The sequence below is a fragment of the Herbidospora solisilvae genome (genome assembly GCF_009901565.1).
GTDB lineage: Bacteria > Actinomycetota > Actinomycetes > Streptosporangiales > Streptosporangiaceae > Herbidospora > Herbidospora solisilvae.
Genome location: NZ_WXEW01000010.1, coordinates 152,860 through 171,917 on the forward strand (window position 1 = coordinate 152,860; position 19,058 = coordinate 171,917).

At 71.5% G+C, this 19,058-nt stretch carries 14 protein-coding genes; 8 read left to right on the forward strand and 6 right to left on the reverse strand.

The features are described 5' to 3' along the window. Positions 1-43 precede the first annotated feature (43 nt). Complete coding sequence (locus GT755_RS31295) at positions 44-1,723, forward strand: MBL fold metallo-hydrolase (RefSeq protein WP_161483179.1); 1,680 nt, start codon at positions 44-46, stop codon at positions 1,721-1,723. Here the strand turns inward: GT755_RS31295 and GT755_RS31300 are convergent. From GT755_RS31300 to def, 5 genes are all read right to left on the reverse strand, one after another. Continuing rightward, positions 1,681-2,166, reverse strand: coding sequence for a winged helix-turn-helix transcriptional regulator (locus tag GT755_RS31300; protein ID WP_161483180.1), 486 nt, complete (start codon positions 2,164-2,166; stop codon positions 1,681-1,683). The two genes, GT755_RS31295 and GT755_RS31300, sit on opposite strands and share 43 nt — an antisense overlap. A 43-nt stretch (positions 2,167-2,209) precedes the next feature. Further along, a complete protein-coding gene (locus GT755_RS31305; protein ID WP_161483181.1) occupies positions 2,210-6,022 on the reverse strand; it encodes a lipopolysaccharide biosynthesis protein in 3,813 nt (1,270 codons plus the stop codon). Positions 6,023-6,136: 114 nt separating this feature from the next. Then, positions 6,137-6,877, reverse strand: a complete 741-nt coding sequence (locus GT755_RS31310) for a glycosyltransferase family 2 protein (RefSeq protein WP_235967808.1) — start codon at positions 6,875-6,877, stop codon at positions 6,137-6,139. Positions 6,878-7,304: 427 nt separating this feature from the next. Continuing rightward, positions 7,305-8,111 (reverse strand): peptidoglycan recognition protein family protein, encoded by an 807-nt coding sequence (locus GT755_RS31315; RefSeq protein ID WP_161483183.1) that lies wholly within the window; start codon positions 8,109-8,111, stop codon positions 7,305-7,307. Positions 8,112-8,264: 153 nt separating this feature from the next. Continuing rightward, positions 8,265-8,738, reverse strand: a complete 474-nt coding sequence (gene def, locus GT755_RS31320; protein ID WP_161483184.1) for a peptide deformylase — start codon at positions 8,736-8,738, stop codon at positions 8,265-8,267. Positions 8,739-9,013: 275 nt separating this feature from the next. Between def and GT755_RS31325 the strand changes: the two genes are divergently transcribed. From GT755_RS31325 to GT755_RS31355, 7 genes are all read left to right on the forward strand, one after another. Then, positions 9,014-10,339 carry an MFS transporter gene (locus tag GT755_RS31325; protein ID WP_161483185.1) on the forward strand — a complete coding sequence of 442 codons (1,326 nt, stop codon included), beginning with the start codon at positions 9,014-9,016 and terminating at the stop codon, positions 10,337-10,339. Positions 10,340-10,417: 78 nt separating this feature from the next. Next, entirely contained in the window at positions 10,418-12,505 is a 2,088-nt protein-coding gene (locus GT755_RS31330) for a molybdopterin oxidoreductase family protein (RefSeq protein ID WP_161483186.1), read from the forward strand. Then, positions 12,502-13,905 (forward strand): FAD-dependent oxidoreductase, encoded by a 1,404-nt coding sequence (locus GT755_RS31335; protein ID WP_161483187.1) that lies wholly within the window; start codon positions 12,502-12,504, stop codon positions 13,903-13,905. Before GT755_RS31330 ends, GT755_RS31335 begins: the two co-directional genes overlap by 4 nt. Then, positions 13,902-16,319 (forward strand): nitrite reductase large subunit NirB, encoded by a 2,418-nt coding sequence (nirB, locus tag GT755_RS31340; RefSeq protein WP_161483188.1) that lies wholly within the window; start codon positions 13,902-13,904, stop codon positions 16,317-16,319. Before GT755_RS31335 ends, nirB begins: the two co-directional genes overlap by 4 nt. Next, positions 16,316-16,663 (forward strand): nitrite reductase small subunit NirD, encoded by a 348-nt coding sequence (gene nirD / locus GT755_RS31345; RefSeq protein WP_161483189.1) that lies wholly within the window; start codon positions 16,316-16,318, stop codon positions 16,661-16,663. The genes nirB and nirD overlap by 4 nt, the downstream gene beginning before the upstream one ends. Further along, complete coding sequence (locus GT755_RS31350) at positions 16,660-17,844, forward strand: uroporphyrinogen-III synthase (RefSeq protein ID WP_161483190.1); 1,185 nt, start codon at positions 16,660-16,662, stop codon at positions 17,842-17,844. The genes nirD and GT755_RS31350 overlap by 4 nt, the downstream gene beginning before the upstream one ends. Further along, positions 17,841-18,593 (forward strand): sirohydrochlorin chelatase, encoded by a 753-nt coding sequence (locus GT755_RS31355; protein ID WP_161483191.1) that lies wholly within the window; start codon positions 17,841-17,843, stop codon positions 18,591-18,593. Before GT755_RS31350 ends, GT755_RS31355 begins: the two co-directional genes overlap by 4 nt. Here GT755_RS31355 and GT755_RS31360 read toward each other — a convergent pair. After that, positions 18,506-19,015: a hypothetical protein gene (locus GT755_RS31360; RefSeq protein ID WP_161483192.1), complete on the reverse strand. Its 510-nt coding sequence runs from the start codon at positions 19,013-19,015 to the stop codon at positions 18,506-18,508. The two genes, GT755_RS31355 and GT755_RS31360, sit on opposite strands and share 88 nt — an antisense overlap. Between the last annotated feature and the right edge of the window lie 43 nt (positions 19,016-19,058).

Consider the following 19,058-nt stretch of genomic DNA (forward strand, 5'->3'; position numbering starts at 1 on the left):
CGTCTACAGTTACTTTTATCACGCTATCGACTAGGGAGACGTTGTGAAACAGAGCCGGGCACTGCTGCGCGCCACCACCTGGCCAGGTGTTCCCGACCGTCTGCTCGTCCTGCTGGCCGTCCAGCTTCTGGCGGCGCGGCGGTACCGCGAGGGTCTGGAACACTTCCGCGCGCTCGCCGCCGAGCGGCCCGGCTCGGCGCTGATCCAGAGCCTGACCGGCGTCTTCGGCGTCCACCTCGCCGGACCGGAGGAGGAGGCGCTCGCCGCCCTCGACGCCGCGGCCGAACGCGAACTCGGCCTGCCGCACTACTTCCGGGGCACCACGCTGGCGGCCCTGCCCGGCTGCGCCGGCCGCGCCGACACCGTGATCGCCGACCTCGAGTTCGTCCTCGCGGTACGCGACCAGTTCCCGCCCGGGTTCATGCACGCCGTCCAGTGGGCGCTGGCGCGCGGCTACGCGTGCGCGGGCCGCCCGCACGACGCCCGGGAGGCGCGCGGGCGGGTCGGCCACGACCACGATCTGGCCCTGGTCGCCGACTACCTCGCCGACCCCGGCCACGGCCTGCGCTTCGGCCCTCCCCGCCTGGTGGAGACGGCGCCCGGCGTGCACGTCGCCCAGGGATACGACTTCGCCGACTTCGGGTTCGTCGTCACGGGCGAGGGCGTCGTGGCGATCGACGCCGGCAGCGACCCGGGTCATGTGAAGGCCGCCCTCCGCGACCTGCGCGCCGTCACCGACCGGCCGATCACCCATGTGATCCTCACCCACGCCCACTTCGACCACATCGGCGGCCTCGACGCCCTTCTGGGCGAAGGGGTGCAGGTCATCGCCCAGGAGGCGTTCGCCGCCGAGCTCGCGCTCCAGGCCGCGAGCCCGCCGCCCTTCCCCTATCTGCTCCCGGACGGCCAGGAACACCGCAAGCACGTCGTGCCCGACCGGCTCGTCAGCCGCCCGGAGACCCTCACCGTCGGCGGAGTCGAGTTCGGCCTCGTCCCGATCCGCGGCGGGGAGAGCGCCGACGGGCTGCTCGTCCACCTGCGCGACCGGGGCGTGGTGTTCACCGGGGACATGTGCATGCCCTACCTGGGCGCGCCGTTCTTCCCCGAAGGGTCGGCCGAGGGTCTGTTCGAGGCCCTCGCGACCGTCCAGGAGCTGCGGCCGCGCTCACTGGTCCACGGGCACACCGCACTGACCGAGAACTTCACGGTCGAGGCCCTCCCCGGCCTGCTGGCCGCCCTGCGCGAGCTGCACGCCGTCGTGCTCGCGGGAGTCGCCGCCGGACGTCCGCTGGTCGAGCTGCTCGACCTCGACCACCTGCCCGAGACGCTGCGCGACCACCCCGCCGCGATCACGCCGTATCTGGTCATCCGCGACGGCTTCCTCCAGCGTGTACACCACCAGGCGTCGGGTTACTGGCAGCCCGACGGAACGGGCGTGGAGCACTTCTCCGCCGGAGAATGGGCCGCCGCGCTCGACCTGCTGGGCGGCGGAGGAGCCGAGCCCTTCGCGGCGGCCGCGGCGGAACTGCTGAACCGCGGTGAGCCCGCTCTCGGGCTGCGGATCGTCGAGCACGGGCTGCTCCGCCACCCTCAGGCCCCGGCGCTCGCCGAGCTGCGTCACCGGCTCCTGCTCGCGCTCGTCGAACGGAATCAGTTCTTCGATCCGTTCAAGTTCGCCTACTACGCCGGGCTGGCCGGACTGACGCTGGCTCCCGCGGGCTGAGCCCCCGGACCGGGTTCCATGTCGCAGTCGTGCGGCCCGAGCGACCGGCCGCACCGGTCACAGGTCAGCCCGGGCCGCAGCGACCCGCCGCAGCCCCGGTGCCGGACCAGCAGCGGCGGGCCCTCGGTCGCCCGGTGGTGGTCGCCCCACAGCAGCAACGACATGATGACCGGCCACAGGTCCAGCCCGGCCGCCGTCACCTGGTATTCGTACCGGTCGGGCCGGGTCTGGTAGAGGGATCGCTCCAGGACGCCCGCCTCGCAGAGCTTGCCGAGCCGGTCGGACAGGATGTTGTGGGCGATGCCGAGGTTCGCCCGGAAGTCCTCGAACCGGCGGGTGCCGCGCAGCGCGTCGCGCACGATGAGCAGCGTCCAGCGCTCGCCGACCACCTCCAGCGAGCGGGCGATCGAACAGACCTGTCCTTCGTACGTACGCGGCAGCATGCCCCCATCCTAGGTCCATTGCATCACGCAAGTAAGAGGAGGTTCAGACGCTCAGCAGCATGAACCTCTCCAGCACGACCCAGCCCGCGAGCAGCAGGAACGGGAGCGACAACCAGGCCAGCCGCCGGCTCCAGTACCAGGTGCCGGGGCGCTGCCGGATCCGGATGACCTCCCGGGTCAGCACGATCAGGACGAAGATCCCCAGGGCCACCAGGCCGTAGGGCGTCCACGGGGTCTCGCCGATGCGGAAGGGGGTGCCGCGCAGCTGGGGGGCGATGCGGCCGGTCGGCTGCTCCTTTAGGGCGTAGACGGCCGCGTCGTCGTTCCAGACCAGGGTCCTCAGGTCAGGGTGCTGGGCCAGCGACACCCGGATCTTCGGGCCCCAGTCGGCCGGGTAGTTGGCGTCGATCTCCAGCGACGCCTCCTGGCTGCGGGTGGCCAGGATGAACGAGCCCGGGCCCGCGTCGCGGAGCTGCTCGACCACGTTGTCGACCTTGTACGGGTCGCGGCCCGCCGTCGCGCGGATCTGCCGCACCCGCTCGACCCCGGTGAGGCTCCACGAGATCGACGAGCCGCCGTCGCCCTCCGGGACCAGGTAGAGGATGCGGGTGGTCTCCAGATCCTGCTCGTAGATGTAGTCGATGGCGGCGCGTTCCTGCGGGGACGTCCACTCGTACTTCTCGTTGCCGAACCGGGCCAGCAGGAACGCGCCCGCGAGTCCCAGCACCAGACCGCAGGCCACGACCGGACGCAGTGTGGCCAGCACCGGGAAGCGGCGCTTGGCCGGCACCTTGCTGGGCAGGCCCGGGTAGAAGAGGTAGGCCACGAGGATGCTGGTGGCCGGCAGGGTGAACAGGTAGACGCGCAGGCCCAGCTCGCCGCCGTAACTGAGCATGGCCAGCGACAACACCGGCACGACCATCATCACGAAGACGACCCGGTCGCCGATGCCCTTCTTCAGCCGGCGCAGCAGGCCCAGCCCGGCCAGGCCCAGGATCACCCCGGTGATGGCCAGCCGCGTGTAGAGCACGACCAGGCGTTCGGGGTTGGTCGAGCTGATCCGGCCCGTGGTCTGCGAGGTGAGGTTGCCGCCGACCTGGCCGACCGAGCCGACCATCGCGTCGAGGTGGCCCGACCAGTAGGCGACGGCCATGTAGTTGACGTACGCCGCGACGATCGCGCCGAACAGCACGACCATCATGAAGCTGAGCCGGGTCCGCCGGAACACCACGAAGCCGAGCAGCACTCCGCACATCATGAACGGGGTGATCTGGTGGGACGTCGCGGTCGCCACGAAGATCATCACGATCAGGACCAGGATGATGACCCGGTCGGCGACGGTGCTCTTCCTGGGGGCGCGTTCGCCGGGGATGAGCGTCCAGCGGCGTCTCCAGAACGACGAGGCCGGGTCGACGCGCAGGAACCAGGTCACCAGGATCGCGACGAAGAGCAGATAGAGCAGGTACGTCATGCCCTGCGGCGAGAAGTAGTCCTGCCCCACCCACTGCGACACCACGAAGACCATCAGGGCCAGCCATTTGGCCCGGCGGTCGGCCTGGAGCCGCCGGACGATGACGACCAGGGGGATCAGGTAGGCGACGTTCGAGATCAGCGGCCACCAGTTGAGCAGCGCCGCCGCGTCCTCGACCCCCGCCGCCCTGATCATGAACGCCGAGAAGACCGAGAAGCCCGGCCAGTTGAAGCGGGCGTCCAGGGCCGTCAGGGTCTCGCCGGTCCGGGCGATGTAGTCGACGAACCCGCCGATCGTCCAGGCGACCGGGAAGCGGGGGAGCGGCTCGACCAGGACCGCCGCGCCGTGCAGGGCGAACAGGACGGCCAGGATCTGGAACAGCAGCAGGACCGGCCGGTTGCGCTGCTGGGTGAGCGTGTCGAAGAAGCTCAGGATGAGGAGCGCGACGGCCAGCAGGGCGACCGGCGGCATGACCGACACCAGGCCGAGGCCGGTCATCGCGTAGAGGTCCACGCCGACCAGCCCGGTGGGGCGGGCCTTCATCGCCAAGACGTACATGACCAGGGCCTGGACCGTGATGACGGCGCCCAGCCACTCACGCGGCTGCCTCATGAGCAGCGCCGCGCCCGCCAGCCGGCCGCTTCTCTTCGGCGGGGTCACCCGCTCGGGCACCACGACGAGCTCACCGGCGGGCGCGACGTCCCATCCGGGGGCGACGACCCGGATCAGACCCGAATTCGCTGACTCATCGGTGTCCAGCCCGGAATCGGCATCGTCCCGGTCGGCATTCTTCTCGGCGACGGGCGGAGGTTCGGGCGTTTCCGGCCCGTTGGATTCTCCGGCCTTTTCGATTTCCGGATCCGCTTCTTCTTCGGCCGGAATTCCACCGTTGTCATTGTCGTCTTTCGCGGAATTCTCGACGGCGTTGTCTTCTCCGTCGGGCCCGTCGACTATCGGGTCGGTGATTCTCGACGTGGTCAGCCGGCGGATGCCGCCGAAAGGGAGGGCTACGGGTTTGATGGTGTCCACCGTTTCCGAGTCGTCGGAGGTGTGCCGCGACGGTGGGGGTTCGATCGAGGGCACGGCATCTGTTTCTGCACCTTTCGGCTGGCAGAGCCGGAACAGCGCGGGGGCCACCGCCGCCGCCATGACACTCTGCGTGACGACCAGCGCGATGCCGACGCCCTCGATGCCCTGGCGGGGTAAGAGCAGCCACGTCAGCCCCAGCGCCAGCGCGCACCGCACGGCCTGGATGGAGAGCAGCGCGCGGCCCCGCCCCAGGGCCCGCAGCGCGCCGAGGTAGAGCTCGACGAACGCCCGCGCCAGCGTGGCCAGGGCGATCAGCCGCAGCAGGGTGCTCCCGTTGTCGGCGAACTCGGCGCCGAAGACCGACAGGACCAGCGGCGCGGCCAGCACCACCACGACGATCAACGGGATCAGCACGGTCAGGCTGCGATGCAGTGCCCGGCGGGTGTTGCGGCCCAGCGCGGCGGGGTCGAAGGAGCCCTCGACCGTCAGGCTGGTCGCCATCGTGAACGCGAAGATCTCCAGCAGGCCGCCGACGGTGACCGCGATGCCGTAGTAGGCGTAGGTCCGGTGGTCGACCTGGGTGGCCACCACGACCGGGATCAGGTAGATCGCGGCCAGCGTGAACACCGAGCCGAAGTAGTCGCCTCCGGCGAACCGGGCGATCCTCTTCGGCGACGGGGGAGTCCGGTGCGCCGTCTCGGCGACGTGGCGGGGGATGACGCGTACGAAGAGCAGGTAGTTGACGGGGAGAACGGCCAGCGCGCAGGGCACGATCCAGGCCAGGAACACCTGCCACGAGACCACGTCGCCCCGCGCCGCGACCAGGAACGCGCAGGCCGCCACGGCGGTGACCTTCACGAACCCCACGGCGACGTTCACCACGGGCACCCACGTCGAGCGCCGCAGCGCCGACAGCACCACCTCTTGCAGCGTGTAGACCGACCACACGATCACGACCAGCGCGAACACCCCGGCGGGCACCCAGCCCCACAGGATGCGGAAGCCCGGTTCGTCCTTGGTCGCCACGACGAAGACCGCCGTGGCGACCAGCCCGAGGCCGCCGCCCAGCAGGTAGACCGCGCCGACGAACCGCCCGGTCGCCCGCCCGGTCTCCGGCACGAACCGGGTCAGCGCCCCCACGAACCCGAACGAGGTGAGCGCCGCCAGCATCCGCATCGCGTTGATCAGCGCCTGGCCCTCGCCCACGTCGGCGGCGGGGAACAGCCGGGCCGCGATCACCCAGTAGCCGACGCCGAGCGCCGCCCCGATGCCGGCGTTGACGACCAGCGCGTAGGCGTTGCGCAGCAGCGGATCCTGAAGGTCGGCGGGCAACCGCCGGCGAAGCGTCTCGGTCACCGGTTCTCAGTCGTCACGGGTCGGGGCGGGCGGCCCGGCACCTGTCGGCACCGGGCGTTTCTCGAAGCGGCGGGTCGGCCGGCGCCCTGCGGCACCGGTCGTGGGGTTCCGTGGTCAGGCCGCGCCCTGGTCGGCGGGGACTCCGGTGTCCGTGTTCACGCGTGCGGGCGCGGGGAGCCGGGTGTCGCGTTCGCGCAGGATCGTCTTCAGGACCCGCCAGCCGTCGCGGAACGTGCGCAGGTTGCTGGTGCCGTGGATGCGGCCGCGCTCGTGGCTGGGCACTTCGTGGACCTTCAGGCCGGCCTTGGCGGCGCGGATGTTCATCAGCGTCTCGACCTCGAAACCGGCGCAGTCGGGCGAGAGGACGTCGAGGCCGCTGGCCCAGAACGCGTTGTAGCCGTAGCAGAGGTCGGTGTAGCGGGTGCCGTAGATGAGGTTGACCAGGCCCGACAGCAGCAGGTTGCCCAGGCGGCGGCCGAGGGTGATGTCGTCGCTGCCGCCGCCGTGGGTGAAGCGGGAGCCCTTGGCGTAGTCGGCCCCGGCGACCAGCGCGGCGACGAAGCGGACGATCTCCCGGCCGTCGGTCGAGCCGTCGGCGTCGATCATCACGATGATCTCGCCGGTGCAGGCGGCGAACCCGGCGGCCAGCGCGTCGCCCTTGCCCCGGCCCGGCTGGGTCACCACGCGCAGCCCGGGGCGCAGTCGCCGCGCCACCGCGACCGTGTCGTCGGTCGAGTCGCCGTCGACCAGCACGACCTCGTGCACCCACCGGGGCAGCGTCGCGAAGACGTGGGGCAGGTTCTCGGCCTCGTTCATCGCCGGGACCACGACGCTCACCCGAGGTGCGATCGCCATTAAAGGGGTGATTGTGGTAAATGACCCTAAATGGGATATAGGACGAGAAATGCTGCTCTCGGGATTCATGGTGCGGGGATCCTCCGGGGCAAGGTGCGTGCTGCGTCGTTGCAAAGGGGGCACGATTGCCATCGCGAGCTGCGAGGACGTGAAACGTACCAGGGATGGGCTCGCCTTGGGAACCGCGTCCGTCCGGATGTGTCCGGACCGGAACGCGGCCGAAACAAGGAGCGCTAAGACGCTACATGTCCTGATCTCATGCCGGGTGGAGATCCCGCCGAAACACGCCAGGACGTAAAGAAGATCTTCATTCGGCCCCCACCTCACATCACCGGGAAGTTCCCTCGTTGGACGTTAGGTGCATGTACGTCCACATTCCAGGTGTATTAGAACGATGTATACATCTGAGCAAGATTGATCACTTCGGTCAACCGTGACGACCGATTTCGGTCAGGGTCTCCGAGAATCCGATCGCGGGGCCATGATCGAATACGCGGTCGGGCCGTTCGGCGAACATCACGCCCCGGCGCGGCAGCGTCGCCTGCTCCAGCTCCCAGATCAATGGGTCGAACCGGCGGCCGACCATCCGGTGCCACACCCGCTCGCGCAGCTCGGGCAGCAGGTCGTAGAGGTAGTCGCCGGGGCAGCGGGTGTTGTTCAGGTCGCGGTGGCCGACGATCGACTCGTACGGGTCGAGGTCGTAGATCGCGCACAACCACGCCGTCAGCTTGACCAGCGAGCCGAGCAGGGGCAGCGGCGGGCTGGTCCGGGCGTAGGTGCCCTCGTTCTCGATGCCGAGCGTGGTCCGGTTGTGGTCGGCGGTGTGGGCGCCCACGGCGTGCATGCCGCGGGAGACGGCCAAGAGGGTGCGGTTGCGGCCCTCCATGATGTGGCCGCCCCGGCTGATGGTGAACTGCTCGCCGATGTCGTCCCACCGGTTGCGGCGCATGTGGTGCTTCTGGATCGCCCGCGAGAGGCGGTAGGCGTGCTCCAGGCTGTCGTCCATCGTGTTGGACGTCGCGGTGTGGTGGATCACGATGTACGCGGGGGCCCGGCGCAGGATCGTCGCCGTCTCCTGGGGTTCCCGGGCCCCCCATTCGAGCCGTTGGTGGATGCGGGGCCGGATCGGCCCCCGCGCGGCCCCCGCTCTCGCGGCGCCCAGCAGGGGGACCGCGGCGCCCGCGATGCCCACAGAGAAACCGAGCGAGAGGACGTGGCGGCGGTCCAGGGGCATGCGCGCTCCTCCGAGAGGCGGGAGGAGACGGTCTTTTCGAGGCAGATTCAGAACGCGAGCCGCAGCCGGCCTTCGGCCGTCCGCGTCTCACTTCGGTTACACAGCGTGACAGGTAGGATGAATACCTCAGGAACGCCGCGCCCAAACCGGGCATCACACCTGTGCCAGGAACTTCTCCCGCTCTTCGGGTGCCAGCCGGTCGCTGAACAACATCCCGTCGAGGTGGTCGGCCTCGTGCTGCAGCACCCGGGCCAGCAGGCCGACGGCCCGGACGGTCACCGGCTTGCCGAACATGTCACGGCCCCGGGCGGTGACCGAGAAGGATCGTTCCAGGGGCCACCAGATCCCCGGGGCGGACAGACAGGCCTCGTCGGCGACGACCTTCCGCTCGGAGGTCTCCAGCCGCGGGTTCACGATGTGGCCCGCCCGGCCGTCGAGGGAGAAGGCGAACACCCGGAGGGGGACGCCGAGCTGCGGCGCGGCCAGCCCGGCCCGTCCGGCGCCCGCGCGGAGGGTCAGCGTGAGCGACTTGACCAGCTCACGCAGCTCCTTGTCGAAGGTGGTGACGTGTTGGGCTACGGTCCGTAGCGCTGGATCGGTGAACGGGACGATCTGATGAGCAGTCACAGCACGCTCCCCGCGGCGGTTCCTTCAGGCAGATTCCCAGCGCGAGCCACGGCCGGCCTACGGCCGTCCCCGTCTCGCCAGCGACACCACAACGAAATGCCCGGCCCACTCTTGCCCTAATCGCGGTTAAATCGGCGTTGCGTCGGTGCGTCGTGTGAGTTTCTTGTTTCGTACGTGCGACCCACTTAACGGGCGCACCGTCACCGATCGTCAGTGTGCGTAACGGCGGCCTCCTACGTTCCAGGCAACCCTGGAAACCGAGGAAGGACCCCCTCATGGCACGTTGGATCGCCGACTGGCGCCCGGACGACCCCGACTTCTGGGCCGCCGGAGGGCGGCGGGTCGCCCGCCGCAACCTGATCTTCTCGATCTTCGCCGAGCATCTCGGGTTCACGCTCTGGACGGTGTGGAGCATCGTCGCGGTACGCCTGAGCGCCTACGAGTTCACGACCGACCAACTGTTCTGGATCGTCGCGCTGCCGAACCTGGTGGGGTCGGCGCTGCGGCTGCCCTACACCTTCGGGCCCGCGAAGTTCGGCGGGCGTAACTTCACGGTGGTCAGCGCGCTGCTGCTGCTCGTGCCTGCGGGGCTGCTCGCGGTGGCGGTCAGCGACCCGGCGACACCTTACTGGATCTTCCTCGTCATCGCCGCGACCGCCGGGCTGGGCGGCGGCAACTTCGCCTCCAGCATGGCGAACATCACCTACTTCTACCCCCAGTCCAAGCAGGGGGCCGCGCTCGGCCTGAACGCGGCCGGAGGCAACATCGGGGTCTCCTCGGTGCAGCTGGTGATGCCGCTGGTGATCGGCGCCTTCGGGCTGGCGGCGGCCGGGCTGTTCTGGGTGCCGTTCATCCTGGCGGCGGCGGTGGGCGCCTACTTCTTCATGGACAACCTGACGGTCGCCAAGGCCGAGCCGCGCGAGATGGCGAAGGCGGCGGCCAAGCCGCAGACCTGGATCATGTCGGTCCTCTACATCGGCACCTTCGGCTCGTTCATCGGCTACTCGACCGCCTTCCCGCTGCTGCTCACCTCACAGTTCCCCGAGCAGTCGGGGCTGACCTCGCTGGCGTTCCTGGGCGCCCTGCTCGGCTCGCTGATCCGGCCCGTGGGCGGCTGGTTGTCCGACCGGCTCGGCGGCGCGGCGGTCACGTTGTGGAACTTCGCCGCGATGGCGGGCGCGGTCCTCCTCGTGTACGCCGGCCTCGCGGCCCACAACGTCGGCCTCTTCTTCGCCGCCTACCTGCTGCTGATCGGCACCGCGGGGGTCGGCAACGGGTCGACGTACCGGATGATCCCGGCGATCTTCCGGGCCAAGGCGATCGAGGGCCTGGAGCCGGGCACCACGGCCTACGACGACGCCCTGGCGGCCGGACGCCGGGACGCCGCGGCGGCCATCGGCTTCATCTCCGCGGTCGGCGCCTTCGGCGGGTTCTTCATCAACCGCGGGTTCGGCTCGTCCATCGCCGCGACCGGGGGAGCGGGGGCGGCGATAACCGCTTTCGCCATTTTCTATGGCATTTGCTTCGTTCTGACCTGGTTCTGCTACCTGCGACGCCACGCCACCGGGACCTCTCCCAGCCTCGCGGCCGCCCGTGTTTAACCGAGGAACCCCACCTTGTAGCACAGCGGTAACAGAAGGGACCCAGCGGTGAAACCGCCTGAAAGCACCATCGGACCCATGCCGTTCTCACTTTCCGCTCCGGCGTCTGTGATGTCGCCGCTGCCCGCGGGGACGGCCACGCACTGCCCGTACTGCGCCCTGCAGTGCGGCATGCACGTCACCCCGGCCGAGACCACCCAGGTCGAGATCACCCCGCGCGACGACGTGCCGGCCAACCAGGGCGGCCTGTGCCAGAAGGGCTGGACCGCCGGCGCGCTGCTGGGCTCGCCGCACCGGCTGACCACGCCCCTCATCCACGGCAAGCCGGCGGGCTGGGACGAGGCCCTCGGGTACGCCGCCTCCCGCATCGCCAGGATCCAGGACGCGCACGGCCCCGACGCGATCGCCGTCTTCGGCGGCGGCGGGCTGACCAACGAGAAGGCCTACCAGCTCGGCAAGTTCGCCCGGGTCGCGCTGCGCACCAGCCAGATCGACTACAACGGCCGGTTCTGCATGTCGTCGGCCGCCGCGGCGACCAACCGGGCCTTCGGCCTCGACCGGGGCCTGCCCTTTCCGATCACCGACCTGGCCGGGGCCGACGCGGTGCTGCTGGCGGGCGGCAACGTCGCCGAGACCATGCCGCCCTTCGTGCGCCACCTCAACCCGGCCGGGCTCATCGTCGTCGACCCCCGCGAGACCGCCACCGCGCGGCTGGCCGCCCTGCACCTGCAGAACACCCCGGGCACCGACCTGGCCCTGGCCCTCGCGCTGCTGCACATCGCCATCGCCGACGGCCACGTCTCCGAGGAGTACGTGGCCGCCCGCACGACCGGCTTCGACGCGGTCCGCGACAGCGTCGCGGCCTGGTGGCCCGAACGCGCCGAGCGGGTCACCGGCGTGCCGGTCGCGGACATGCGCCGGGCCGTCGCGATGCTCGCCGAGGCGGGCAACGCCGTCGTGCTCACCGGGCGCGGCGCCGAGCAGCACGCCAAGGGCACCGACACGGTCACCGCCTACATCAACCTGGCGCTCACGCTCGGCCTGCCCGGCCGCCCCGGGTCCGGCTACGGCTGCGTCACCGGCCAGGGCAACGGCCAGGGCGGCCGGGAGCACGGGCAGAAGGCCGACCAGCTCCCCGGCTACCGCAAGATCGACGACCCGGCGGCCCGCGCCCACGTGGCCGCCGTCTGGGGCGTCGACCCCGCCGACCTGCCCGGCCCCGGCCGCTCGGCCTACGAGCTGCTCGACGCGCTGGGCACCCCCGAAGGCCCGAAGGGCCTGCTGCTGTTCGGCTCCAACCCGGTCGTCTCCTCGCCCCGCTCCGGTCACGTGGCCGGGCGGCTGGCGGCGCTCGACCTGCTGGTGGTGGCCGACTTCGTGCTCTCCGACACCGCCGAGCTGGCCACCGTCGTCCTGCCCACGGCCCAGTGGGCCGAGGAGGCGGGCACGATGACCAACCTCGAAGGGCGCGTGCTGCTGCGCCGCCGGGCCGTCGCTCCGCCCTCGGGGGTGCGGAGCGACCTGGAGATCCTCTCCGGCCTGGCCGACCGCCTCGGCCGGGGCGGCTCGTTCCCGGCCGACCCCCGCACCGTCTTCGACGAGCTGCGCCGGGCCAGCGCCGGCGGTCTGGCCGACTACTCGGGCATCACGTACGAGAAGATCGCCGACCAGGGCGGCGTCTTCTGGCCGTGCCCCGCCGACGACCACCCCGGCACCCCGAGGATCTTCCTCGACCGGTTCCCCACCCCCGACGGGAGGGCCCGCATGGTCGTCGTCGACCACCGGCCGCCCGTCGAGGACGTCGACGCCGACTACCCCTACTACCTGACCACCGGCCGCCTGCTGGCGCACTACCAGAGCGGCGCGCAGACCCGCAGGGTGGCCGACCTCGTCCAGGCCGCCCCCGAGCCGTTCCTGGAACTCCACCCCGACCTGGCCGACCATCTCGGCATCCGCCCGGGCGACCTGGTCAGGGTGACCGGCCGGCGGGGGGTCACCGAGGCGACGGCCCGGATCAGCGCGGCGATCCGGGCCGACACCGTTTTCCTGCCCTTCCACTGGGAGGGTCCCAACCGGCTGACCAATCCGGCGCTCGACCCGGTCTCGCGCATGCCGGAGTTCAAGGTGTGCGCGGTCAACCTCGCGGTCGTGGGAGGTGGCCGATGAGGGGCATCGTCGTGGTGGGCAACGGCATGGCCGGAGCCCGCCTGGTCAGCGAGGTGCGCGCGCGCGACAAGAAGGCGCGGGTGACCGTGTTCGGGGCGGAGGAGCGGGCTCCGTACAACCGGGTGCTGCTGTCCAACGTGCTGGCCGGCACCACGCGGGCCGACCAGGTGCGCCTGCACGGGCCCTCCTGGTACACCGACCACAACGTGACCGTCCACCTCGGCACCGAGGTCGTCGCGATCGACCGGGAGACCCGGTGCGTCATCACGGCCGACGGGGGGCGCACGCCCTACAGCGTGCTGGTGCTGGCCACCGGCAGCCGGCCGGTCGTCCCGGACGTCCCCGGCGCCGAACGGGCCATCGCGTTCCGCACCATGGACGACTGCGAGCGCATCCTCGCGGCGGCCAAGGAGGCCCGGCGGGCCGTCGTCATCGGCGGCGGGCTGCTCGGCGTCGAGGCCGCCCGCGGCCTGGCCGGGCGCGGCCTGCCGGTCACCCTGCTCCACCTCAAGGGCCACCTGATGGACCGCCAGCTCGACCAGGAGGCCGGGCAGGTGCTCGGCGACACCCTCGAAGGGCTCGGCGTCGAGATCATGACCGGCGTCTCCGTCACCGGGATCACCGACGGCAAGGTCGAGCTGACCACCGGCCACGTCGAGGCCGACCTGGTCGTGGCGGCGTGCGGGGTCCGGCCGGTCACCGGGCTGGCCGAGGACGCCGGTCTGCACGTCGAACGCGGGATCGTCGTCGACGACGAGATGCGTACCGACGACCCGGCGATCTTCGCCATCGGGGAGTGCGCCCAGCACGACGGCCAGGTCTACGGGCTGGTCGCGCCCTGCTGGGAGCAGGCCGCCATCGTCGCCGACCTCGTCACCGGCGCCGACGCGCGGGCCCGCTACCGGGGTTCGCGCCTGGTCACCCGGCTCAAGGCCAAGAGCGTCGAACTGGCCGCGATGGGCGAGACCCACCTGACCGACGCCGACGCCGAGATCGTGAGCTTCACCCACCGGCGCGGCGGCACCTACCGCAAGCTCGTCATCCGCGACGGCCGCCTGGTCGGCGCGATCCTCGTGGGCGACCCGGCCACGGTCGGCACGCTCACCCAGCTCTACGACCGGGGCGGCCCGCTCCCCGCCGACCGGGCCGGGCTGCTGTTCCCCGCTCTGTCGGGGGCGGCGCCGGTCAGTCCCAGTCCGGTACGCATGCCCGACGCGGCCCAGGTCTGCCGCTGCAACAACGTGACGAAGGGACAGATCAGGGCCTGCTGGGAGGCCGGTGCCCGCGACGTGGCCGCCGTGGCGGCGGCGACCCGGGCGACCACCGGCTGCGGCAGTTGCGCCGAGACGGTCGGCGGAATCGTGGAATGGCTGTGCGAACAGGAAGGGGCGAGCGCATGACCCGCGTTCTCATCGTCGGTAATGGCCCGTCCGCGCACCGGCTGGCCGAGACCCTCACGACCCGGGGCTTCACCGGTTCGGTGACGATCCTCGGGGAGGAGCCCCGGGGCGCGTACGACCGGGTGGCCCTCACCACCCATCTGACAGAGGGCCGCGACCTCATGTACCCCGAGATCCCCGGGGTCACGACCTTCGTCGACACGAAGGTCGTCTCGATCGAGCCGGCCGCCAAGACGGTCAACGGCACGATCCCCTACGACGTGCTGGTCCTGGCGACCGGCTCGGCGCCGTTCGTGCCGCCGGTGCCCGGACGCGACCTGGACGGTTGCCACGTCTACCGGACCATCGACGACCTCGACGCCATCAGGGCCTCCGCGAAGACGGCCACGGCCGGCGTCGTCGTGGGCGGCGGCCTGCTCGGCCTGGAGGCCGCCGACGCCCTCCGGGGGCTGGGCCTGCAGACCCACATCGTCGAGATGAGCCCGTGGCTGATGCCCCGCCAGGTCGACGAGGGCGGCGGCGCCGTGCTGAAGAGGCACGTCGAGGCCCTCGGCCTGACCGTGCACACCGGCTCGGGCGTCACCCGCATCGAGGGCGACGACCGCGTCACCGGCCTGCTGACCCCGGACAAGGGTGTCATCGACGCCCAGGTCGTGGTGTTCTCCGCGGGCATCCGGCCCCGCGACGAGCTGGCCAGGGGCGCCGGGCTCCAGGTCGGGGAGCGCGGCGGCATCGTGGTCGACGACGGCATGCGCACCAGCGACCCGTCGATCCTCGCCATCGGCGAGTGCGCCCTGCACAACGGTCAGATCTACGGCCTGGTCGCGCCGTGCATGACGATGGCCGAGGTGGCCGCCGACCGCATCATGGGCGGCTCGGCCGCGTTCACCGGCGCCGACCTTTCGACCAAGCTCAAGCTGCTCGGCGTCGAGGTGGCCCAGTTCGGCGCGATGGCGGGGGCCCTCGACGTCACCTACCTCGACCCGGTCGCCGGGGTCTACAAGAAGCTGTTCGTCAGCGACGACGCCTCGACCCTGCTCGGCGGCATCTGCGTCGGCGACGCCGCCCCCTACGCCACGCTGCGCTCGTTCGTCGGGTCCGAGCTGCCGGCCGCCCCGAGCGACCTGCTGTTCAGCCCGGTCGCCGTGGAGCTGCCGGGGGACGCGCCGGTCTGCTCGTGCAACAACGTGACCAAGAACGATGTCACCGCGGCCATCAAGGAGCACAACCTCACCGACGTCGCCGGGGTCAAGGCCTGCACCCGCGCCGGCACCACCTGCGGCAGCTGCGTGCCGCTGCTGAAGAAGATCCTCACGGAGTCGGGCGTCGACACCGGGACGGGCCTGTGCGAGCACTTCACGCACAGCCGGGCCGAGTTGTTCACGATCGTCCAGGTCCGCGGCATCACCACGTTCACCCAGCTCATCGACGAGCACGGGACCGGGCGGGGCTGCGACATCTGCAAGCCCGTGGTGGCCTCGATCCTGGCGTCGCTGCACAACGGTCACGTCCTGGAGGGCGAACAGGCCGCCCTGCAGGACACCAACGACCATTTCCTAGCTAACCTACAGAAAAATGGGACATACTCGATCGTGCCCCGGATCCCGGGGGGCGAGATCACCCCAGAGAAACTGATCGTGATCGGCGAGGTCGCCCGCGACTTCGGCCTGTACACCAAGATCACTGGAGGCCAGCGCATCGACCTGTTCGGCGCCCGCGTCGAAGAGCTGCCCCGCATCTGGCAGCGTCTGGTCGACGCCGGATTCGAGTCGGGCCACGCCTACGGCAAGGCCCTGCGCACGGTGAAGTCGTGCGTCGGCTCCACCTGGTGCCGTTACGGCGTACAGGACTCGGTGACCCTCGCCATCGACCTGGAGCTGCGCTACCGCGGCCTGCGCTCGCCGCACAAGCTGAAGTCGGCCGTCAGCGGCTGCGCCCGCGAGTGCGCCGAGGCCCGGTCGAAGGACTTCGGCATCATCGCCACCGAGAAGGGCTGGAACCTCTACGTCGGCGGCAACGGCGGCTTCACCCCCCGCCACGCCGACCTGCTGGTCCAGGACGTCGACACCCCGACCCTCATCCGCACGATCGACCGGTTCCTGATGTTCTACATCCGCACCGCCGACCGTCTCCAGCGCACCTCCGCGTGGCTGGAGAACCTCGAAGGCGGCCTCGACCGGCTCCGCGAGATCGTCATGGACGACGCCCTGGGCATCTGCGCCGACCTCGACGCCCAGATGGCCGCCCACGTCGCGACCTACGCCGACGAGTGGCGGGCCACCCTCGACGACCCGGTGAAGCTGCGCCGCTTCGTCAGCTTCGTGAACGCGCCCGGCACGCCCGACCCGTCGATCACCTTCACCACCGAGCGCGACCAGATCAAGCCCGAGATCCTGCAGGTGACGAGCCGATGACGACGATGCCGCTGCCCCAGCGCGTGTGGGAGGCCGTGTGCCCCCTCTCCGACCTGCTGCCCGAGCGCGGCGCCTGTGCCCTGATCGGCGGCGAGCAGGTGGCCGTGTTCCGAACCCACGACGGGTCCCTGTACGCCATCGGCAACCGGGACCCCTTCAGCGGTGCCTACATCCTGTCCCGGGGGATCGTCGGCACCAGGAACGGGGAGCCGACCGTGGCCTCCCCGATGCACAAACAGGTGTTCTCGCTCACCAGCGGGGTCTGCCTGGACGATCCCGGGACTGTGATTCCGACATTTCCGATTCGCGTCACCATGGGGATGGTTGAGGTGAGCGTCAAATGACCGCACTGCTCGAAGAGACGCAACTGGCCACACTGGCCGAGGGGCTGTCTCCGGAGACCGCGCCGAACGCGCTGTCCGGCTTCACGATCGGCGTCACCGCCACCCGCCGTCGCGAGGAGTTCTCGGCGCTGCTCGAACGCCGGGGCGCGCGCGTGGTGAGGGCGCCCGCGATCCGGCTGGTGCCGCTGACGGAGGACGTCGACCTGATGTCCGCCACCCGCGAGTGCCTGGCCACACCGGTCGACGACGTGGTCGTCACCACCGGCGTCGGGTTCCGCGGCTGGGTCGCCGCCGCCGAGGGCTGGGGGCTGGCCGGCCACCTGACCGCCCGCCTGGCCGACGCCCGGCTGCTCACCCGCGGCCCCAAGGCGCGCGGCGCCGTCCGGGCCGCCGGACTCACCGACCACTGGACGCCCGCGACCGAGTCGTGCGAGGAGGTCCTGCGCTACCTGCTGAGCCAGGACCTGCGCGGCCGCCGCATCGCGGTCCAGCTGCACGGCGAGCCGCTGACCGGCTTCGTCGCCGACCTGCGCGCCGCCGGGGCCGAGGTCATCGAGGTGCCCGTCTACCAGTGGCTGCCCTACCGCGACACCTCGCCGCTGCGCCGCCTGGTCAGCCAGGTCGCCTCCGGCGCGATCGACGCGGTCGCGTTCACCAGCGCCCCGGCCGTGCACGCCATGCTCAACGCCGCCCGCGCCGACGGGCTGGAGGAGGCCCTGCTCGCCGCCTTCCGCGGCCCGGTGACGGCGGCCTGCGTCGGGCCGGTCACCGCGCAGCCGCTGGTCGCCAAGGGCGTGCCGGTGATCCAGCCGGAGCGGTCGCGGCTCGGCTCGCTGGCCCGCACGCTGGCCCGGCACCTGCCGGAGAACAGCGTCACCCGGCTCACCGCCGGGGGTCACGAACTGGAGATCCGGGGCCACGCGGTGGTCGTCGACGGCGAGCTCAAGCCGCTGCCCCCGGCGCCGATGGCGGTGCTGAAGCGGCTCGCCGACCGGCCCGGCCACGTCGTGGCCCGGGGCGACCTGCGGATGGTGCTGCCCGGCGGCCCCTCCCGCGACTCGGCCGAGCACGCCGTCGAGATGGCCATCACCCGGCTGCGCCGCGCCCTGGGCCCCAGCGGCATCGTCGAGACGGTCGTCAAGCGCGGCTACCGCCTGGCCTGTGACCGGGAAGACGTGTGACGACCCTCGTCATGGCGGCCCACGGCGCCCGCAACCCCGAATGGGACGCCGTCCTCGCCGACCTGGCCGGGCGGGTGCGGCGGACCCGCCCGGGGAGCCCGGCCCGGCTCGCCTTCCTGGAGCTGAGCGACCCGCCGCTGGATCGGGTGCTCGCCGAGGTCGCGGGCCCGGTCGTGGTGGTGCCGTTGCTGCTCGCGGGGGGCTACCACGTCCACATCGACCTGCCCGAGGTGATCGCCCGGGTGCGTCCCGACGCCGTCGTCGCGGGCCCGCTCGGTCCGCACCCCCTGCTCACCTCGGTGCTGGCCCGGCGGCTGGCCGCCGCCGGGCTGCGACCCCGTGACGCGGTGATCCTGGGCGCGGCCGGCTCGTCCGACCCGGCCGCCCTCGCCGCCGTGCGGGCGGCCGCCCGCCTTCTGTCGGTACGCCTCTCCCGCCCGGTCACCGCCGCGTTCGCGTCGGCGGGCCGGCCGGGCATCACCGAGGCGGTGGCCGAGGTCCGCAGAGGCCCGGCCCCCCGGACGGTGGTGGCCTCCTACCTGCTGGCCCCCGGCCTGTTCCACACCCGCCTGGCCGAGAGCGGCGCCGACGTGGTCAGCGCCCCGCTGGGCGTCGACGACGACCTGGCCAGGCTGGTCTGGCACCGGTACGACGAGGCGCGTCAGGGATCCAGCCGCAGCTCCCGCACGATCGCCTCGGCCGCCTCGGGCCGCGACGGCTCCGAGTCGGCGCCGGTGAAGATCTCGTAGTAGGCGTGCCGGAAACAGCCGGCCAGCAGCAGCCGGGCGCTGGACTCGGGGTGCACGTCGGCCCTGACCCGCCCGAGCTCCTGCTCGCCGGCGAGGTAGGCCGCCAGCGGCAGCACCTCGCCCTCGGGCCCGAGCTCCGAGTCCCGCATGGCCTGCCGGAAGCGGACCGTGAGGATCGGGGAGACGAAGGCCGGGAGGGCTGCGGCCTGGATCTCCGTGTAGTAGTGGATGCCGGCCAGCGCGACCGGCCGCAGGTTCCCGGTCACGTCGCCGTGCCCGGGGCGGAGGTCGTGCAGCAGCCGGAGCCAGGCCGGCAGCCGGTCCTGCAGCAGGGCCAGGAACGTCTCGACCGCCTGAGCCGGGGTGGTGCCCCGGATCTGGGGAGTGGCGGTTCCGATCGGTTCGGCGGTGCCCGTTTTCATCCGCATCGCCATGTCGAGGACACGCCGACGGGTTTCCTGAGAA

Excerpts from the sequence above, each read along its gene's own strand:
- GT755_RS31300 (WP_161483180.1), bottom strand. The coding sequence starts at position 2,166 with ATGCTGCCGCGTACGTACGAAGGACAGGTCTGTTCGATCGCCCGCTCG.
- GT755_RS31330 (WP_161483186.1), top strand. The coding sequence starts at position 10,418 with ATGCCGTTCTCACTTTCCGCTCCGGCGTCTGTGATGTCGCCGCTGCCC.
- GT755_RS31310 (WP_235967808.1), bottom strand. The coding sequence starts at position 6,877 with ATGGCGATCGCACCTCGGGTGAGCGTCGTGGTCCCGGCGATGAACGAG.
- GT755_RS31315 (WP_161483183.1), bottom strand. The coding sequence starts at position 8,111 with ATGCCCCTGGACCGCCGCCACGTCCTCTCGCTCGGTTTCTCTGTGGGC.
- GT755_RS31335 (WP_161483187.1), top strand. The coding sequence starts at position 12,502 with ATGAGGGGCATCGTCGTGGTGGGCAACGGCATGGCCGGAGCCCGCCTG.
- GT755_RS31325 (WP_161483185.1), top strand. The coding sequence starts at position 9,014 with ATGGCACGTTGGATCGCCGACTGGCGCCCGGACGACCCCGACTTCTGG.
- nirB (WP_161483188.1), top strand. The coding sequence starts at position 13,902 with ATGACCCGCGTTCTCATCGTCGGTAATGGCCCGTCCGCGCACCGGCTG.
- GT755_RS31360 (WP_161483192.1), bottom strand. The coding sequence starts at position 19,015 with ATGAAAACGGGCACCGCCGAACCGATCGGAACCGCCACTCCCCAGATC.
- GT755_RS31350 (WP_161483190.1), top strand. The coding sequence starts at position 16,660 with ATGACCGCACTGCTCGAAGAGACGCAACTGGCCACACTGGCCGAGGGG.
- nirD (WP_161483189.1), top strand. The coding sequence starts at position 16,316 with ATGACGACGATGCCGCTGCCCCAGCGCGTGTGGGAGGCCGTGTGCCCC.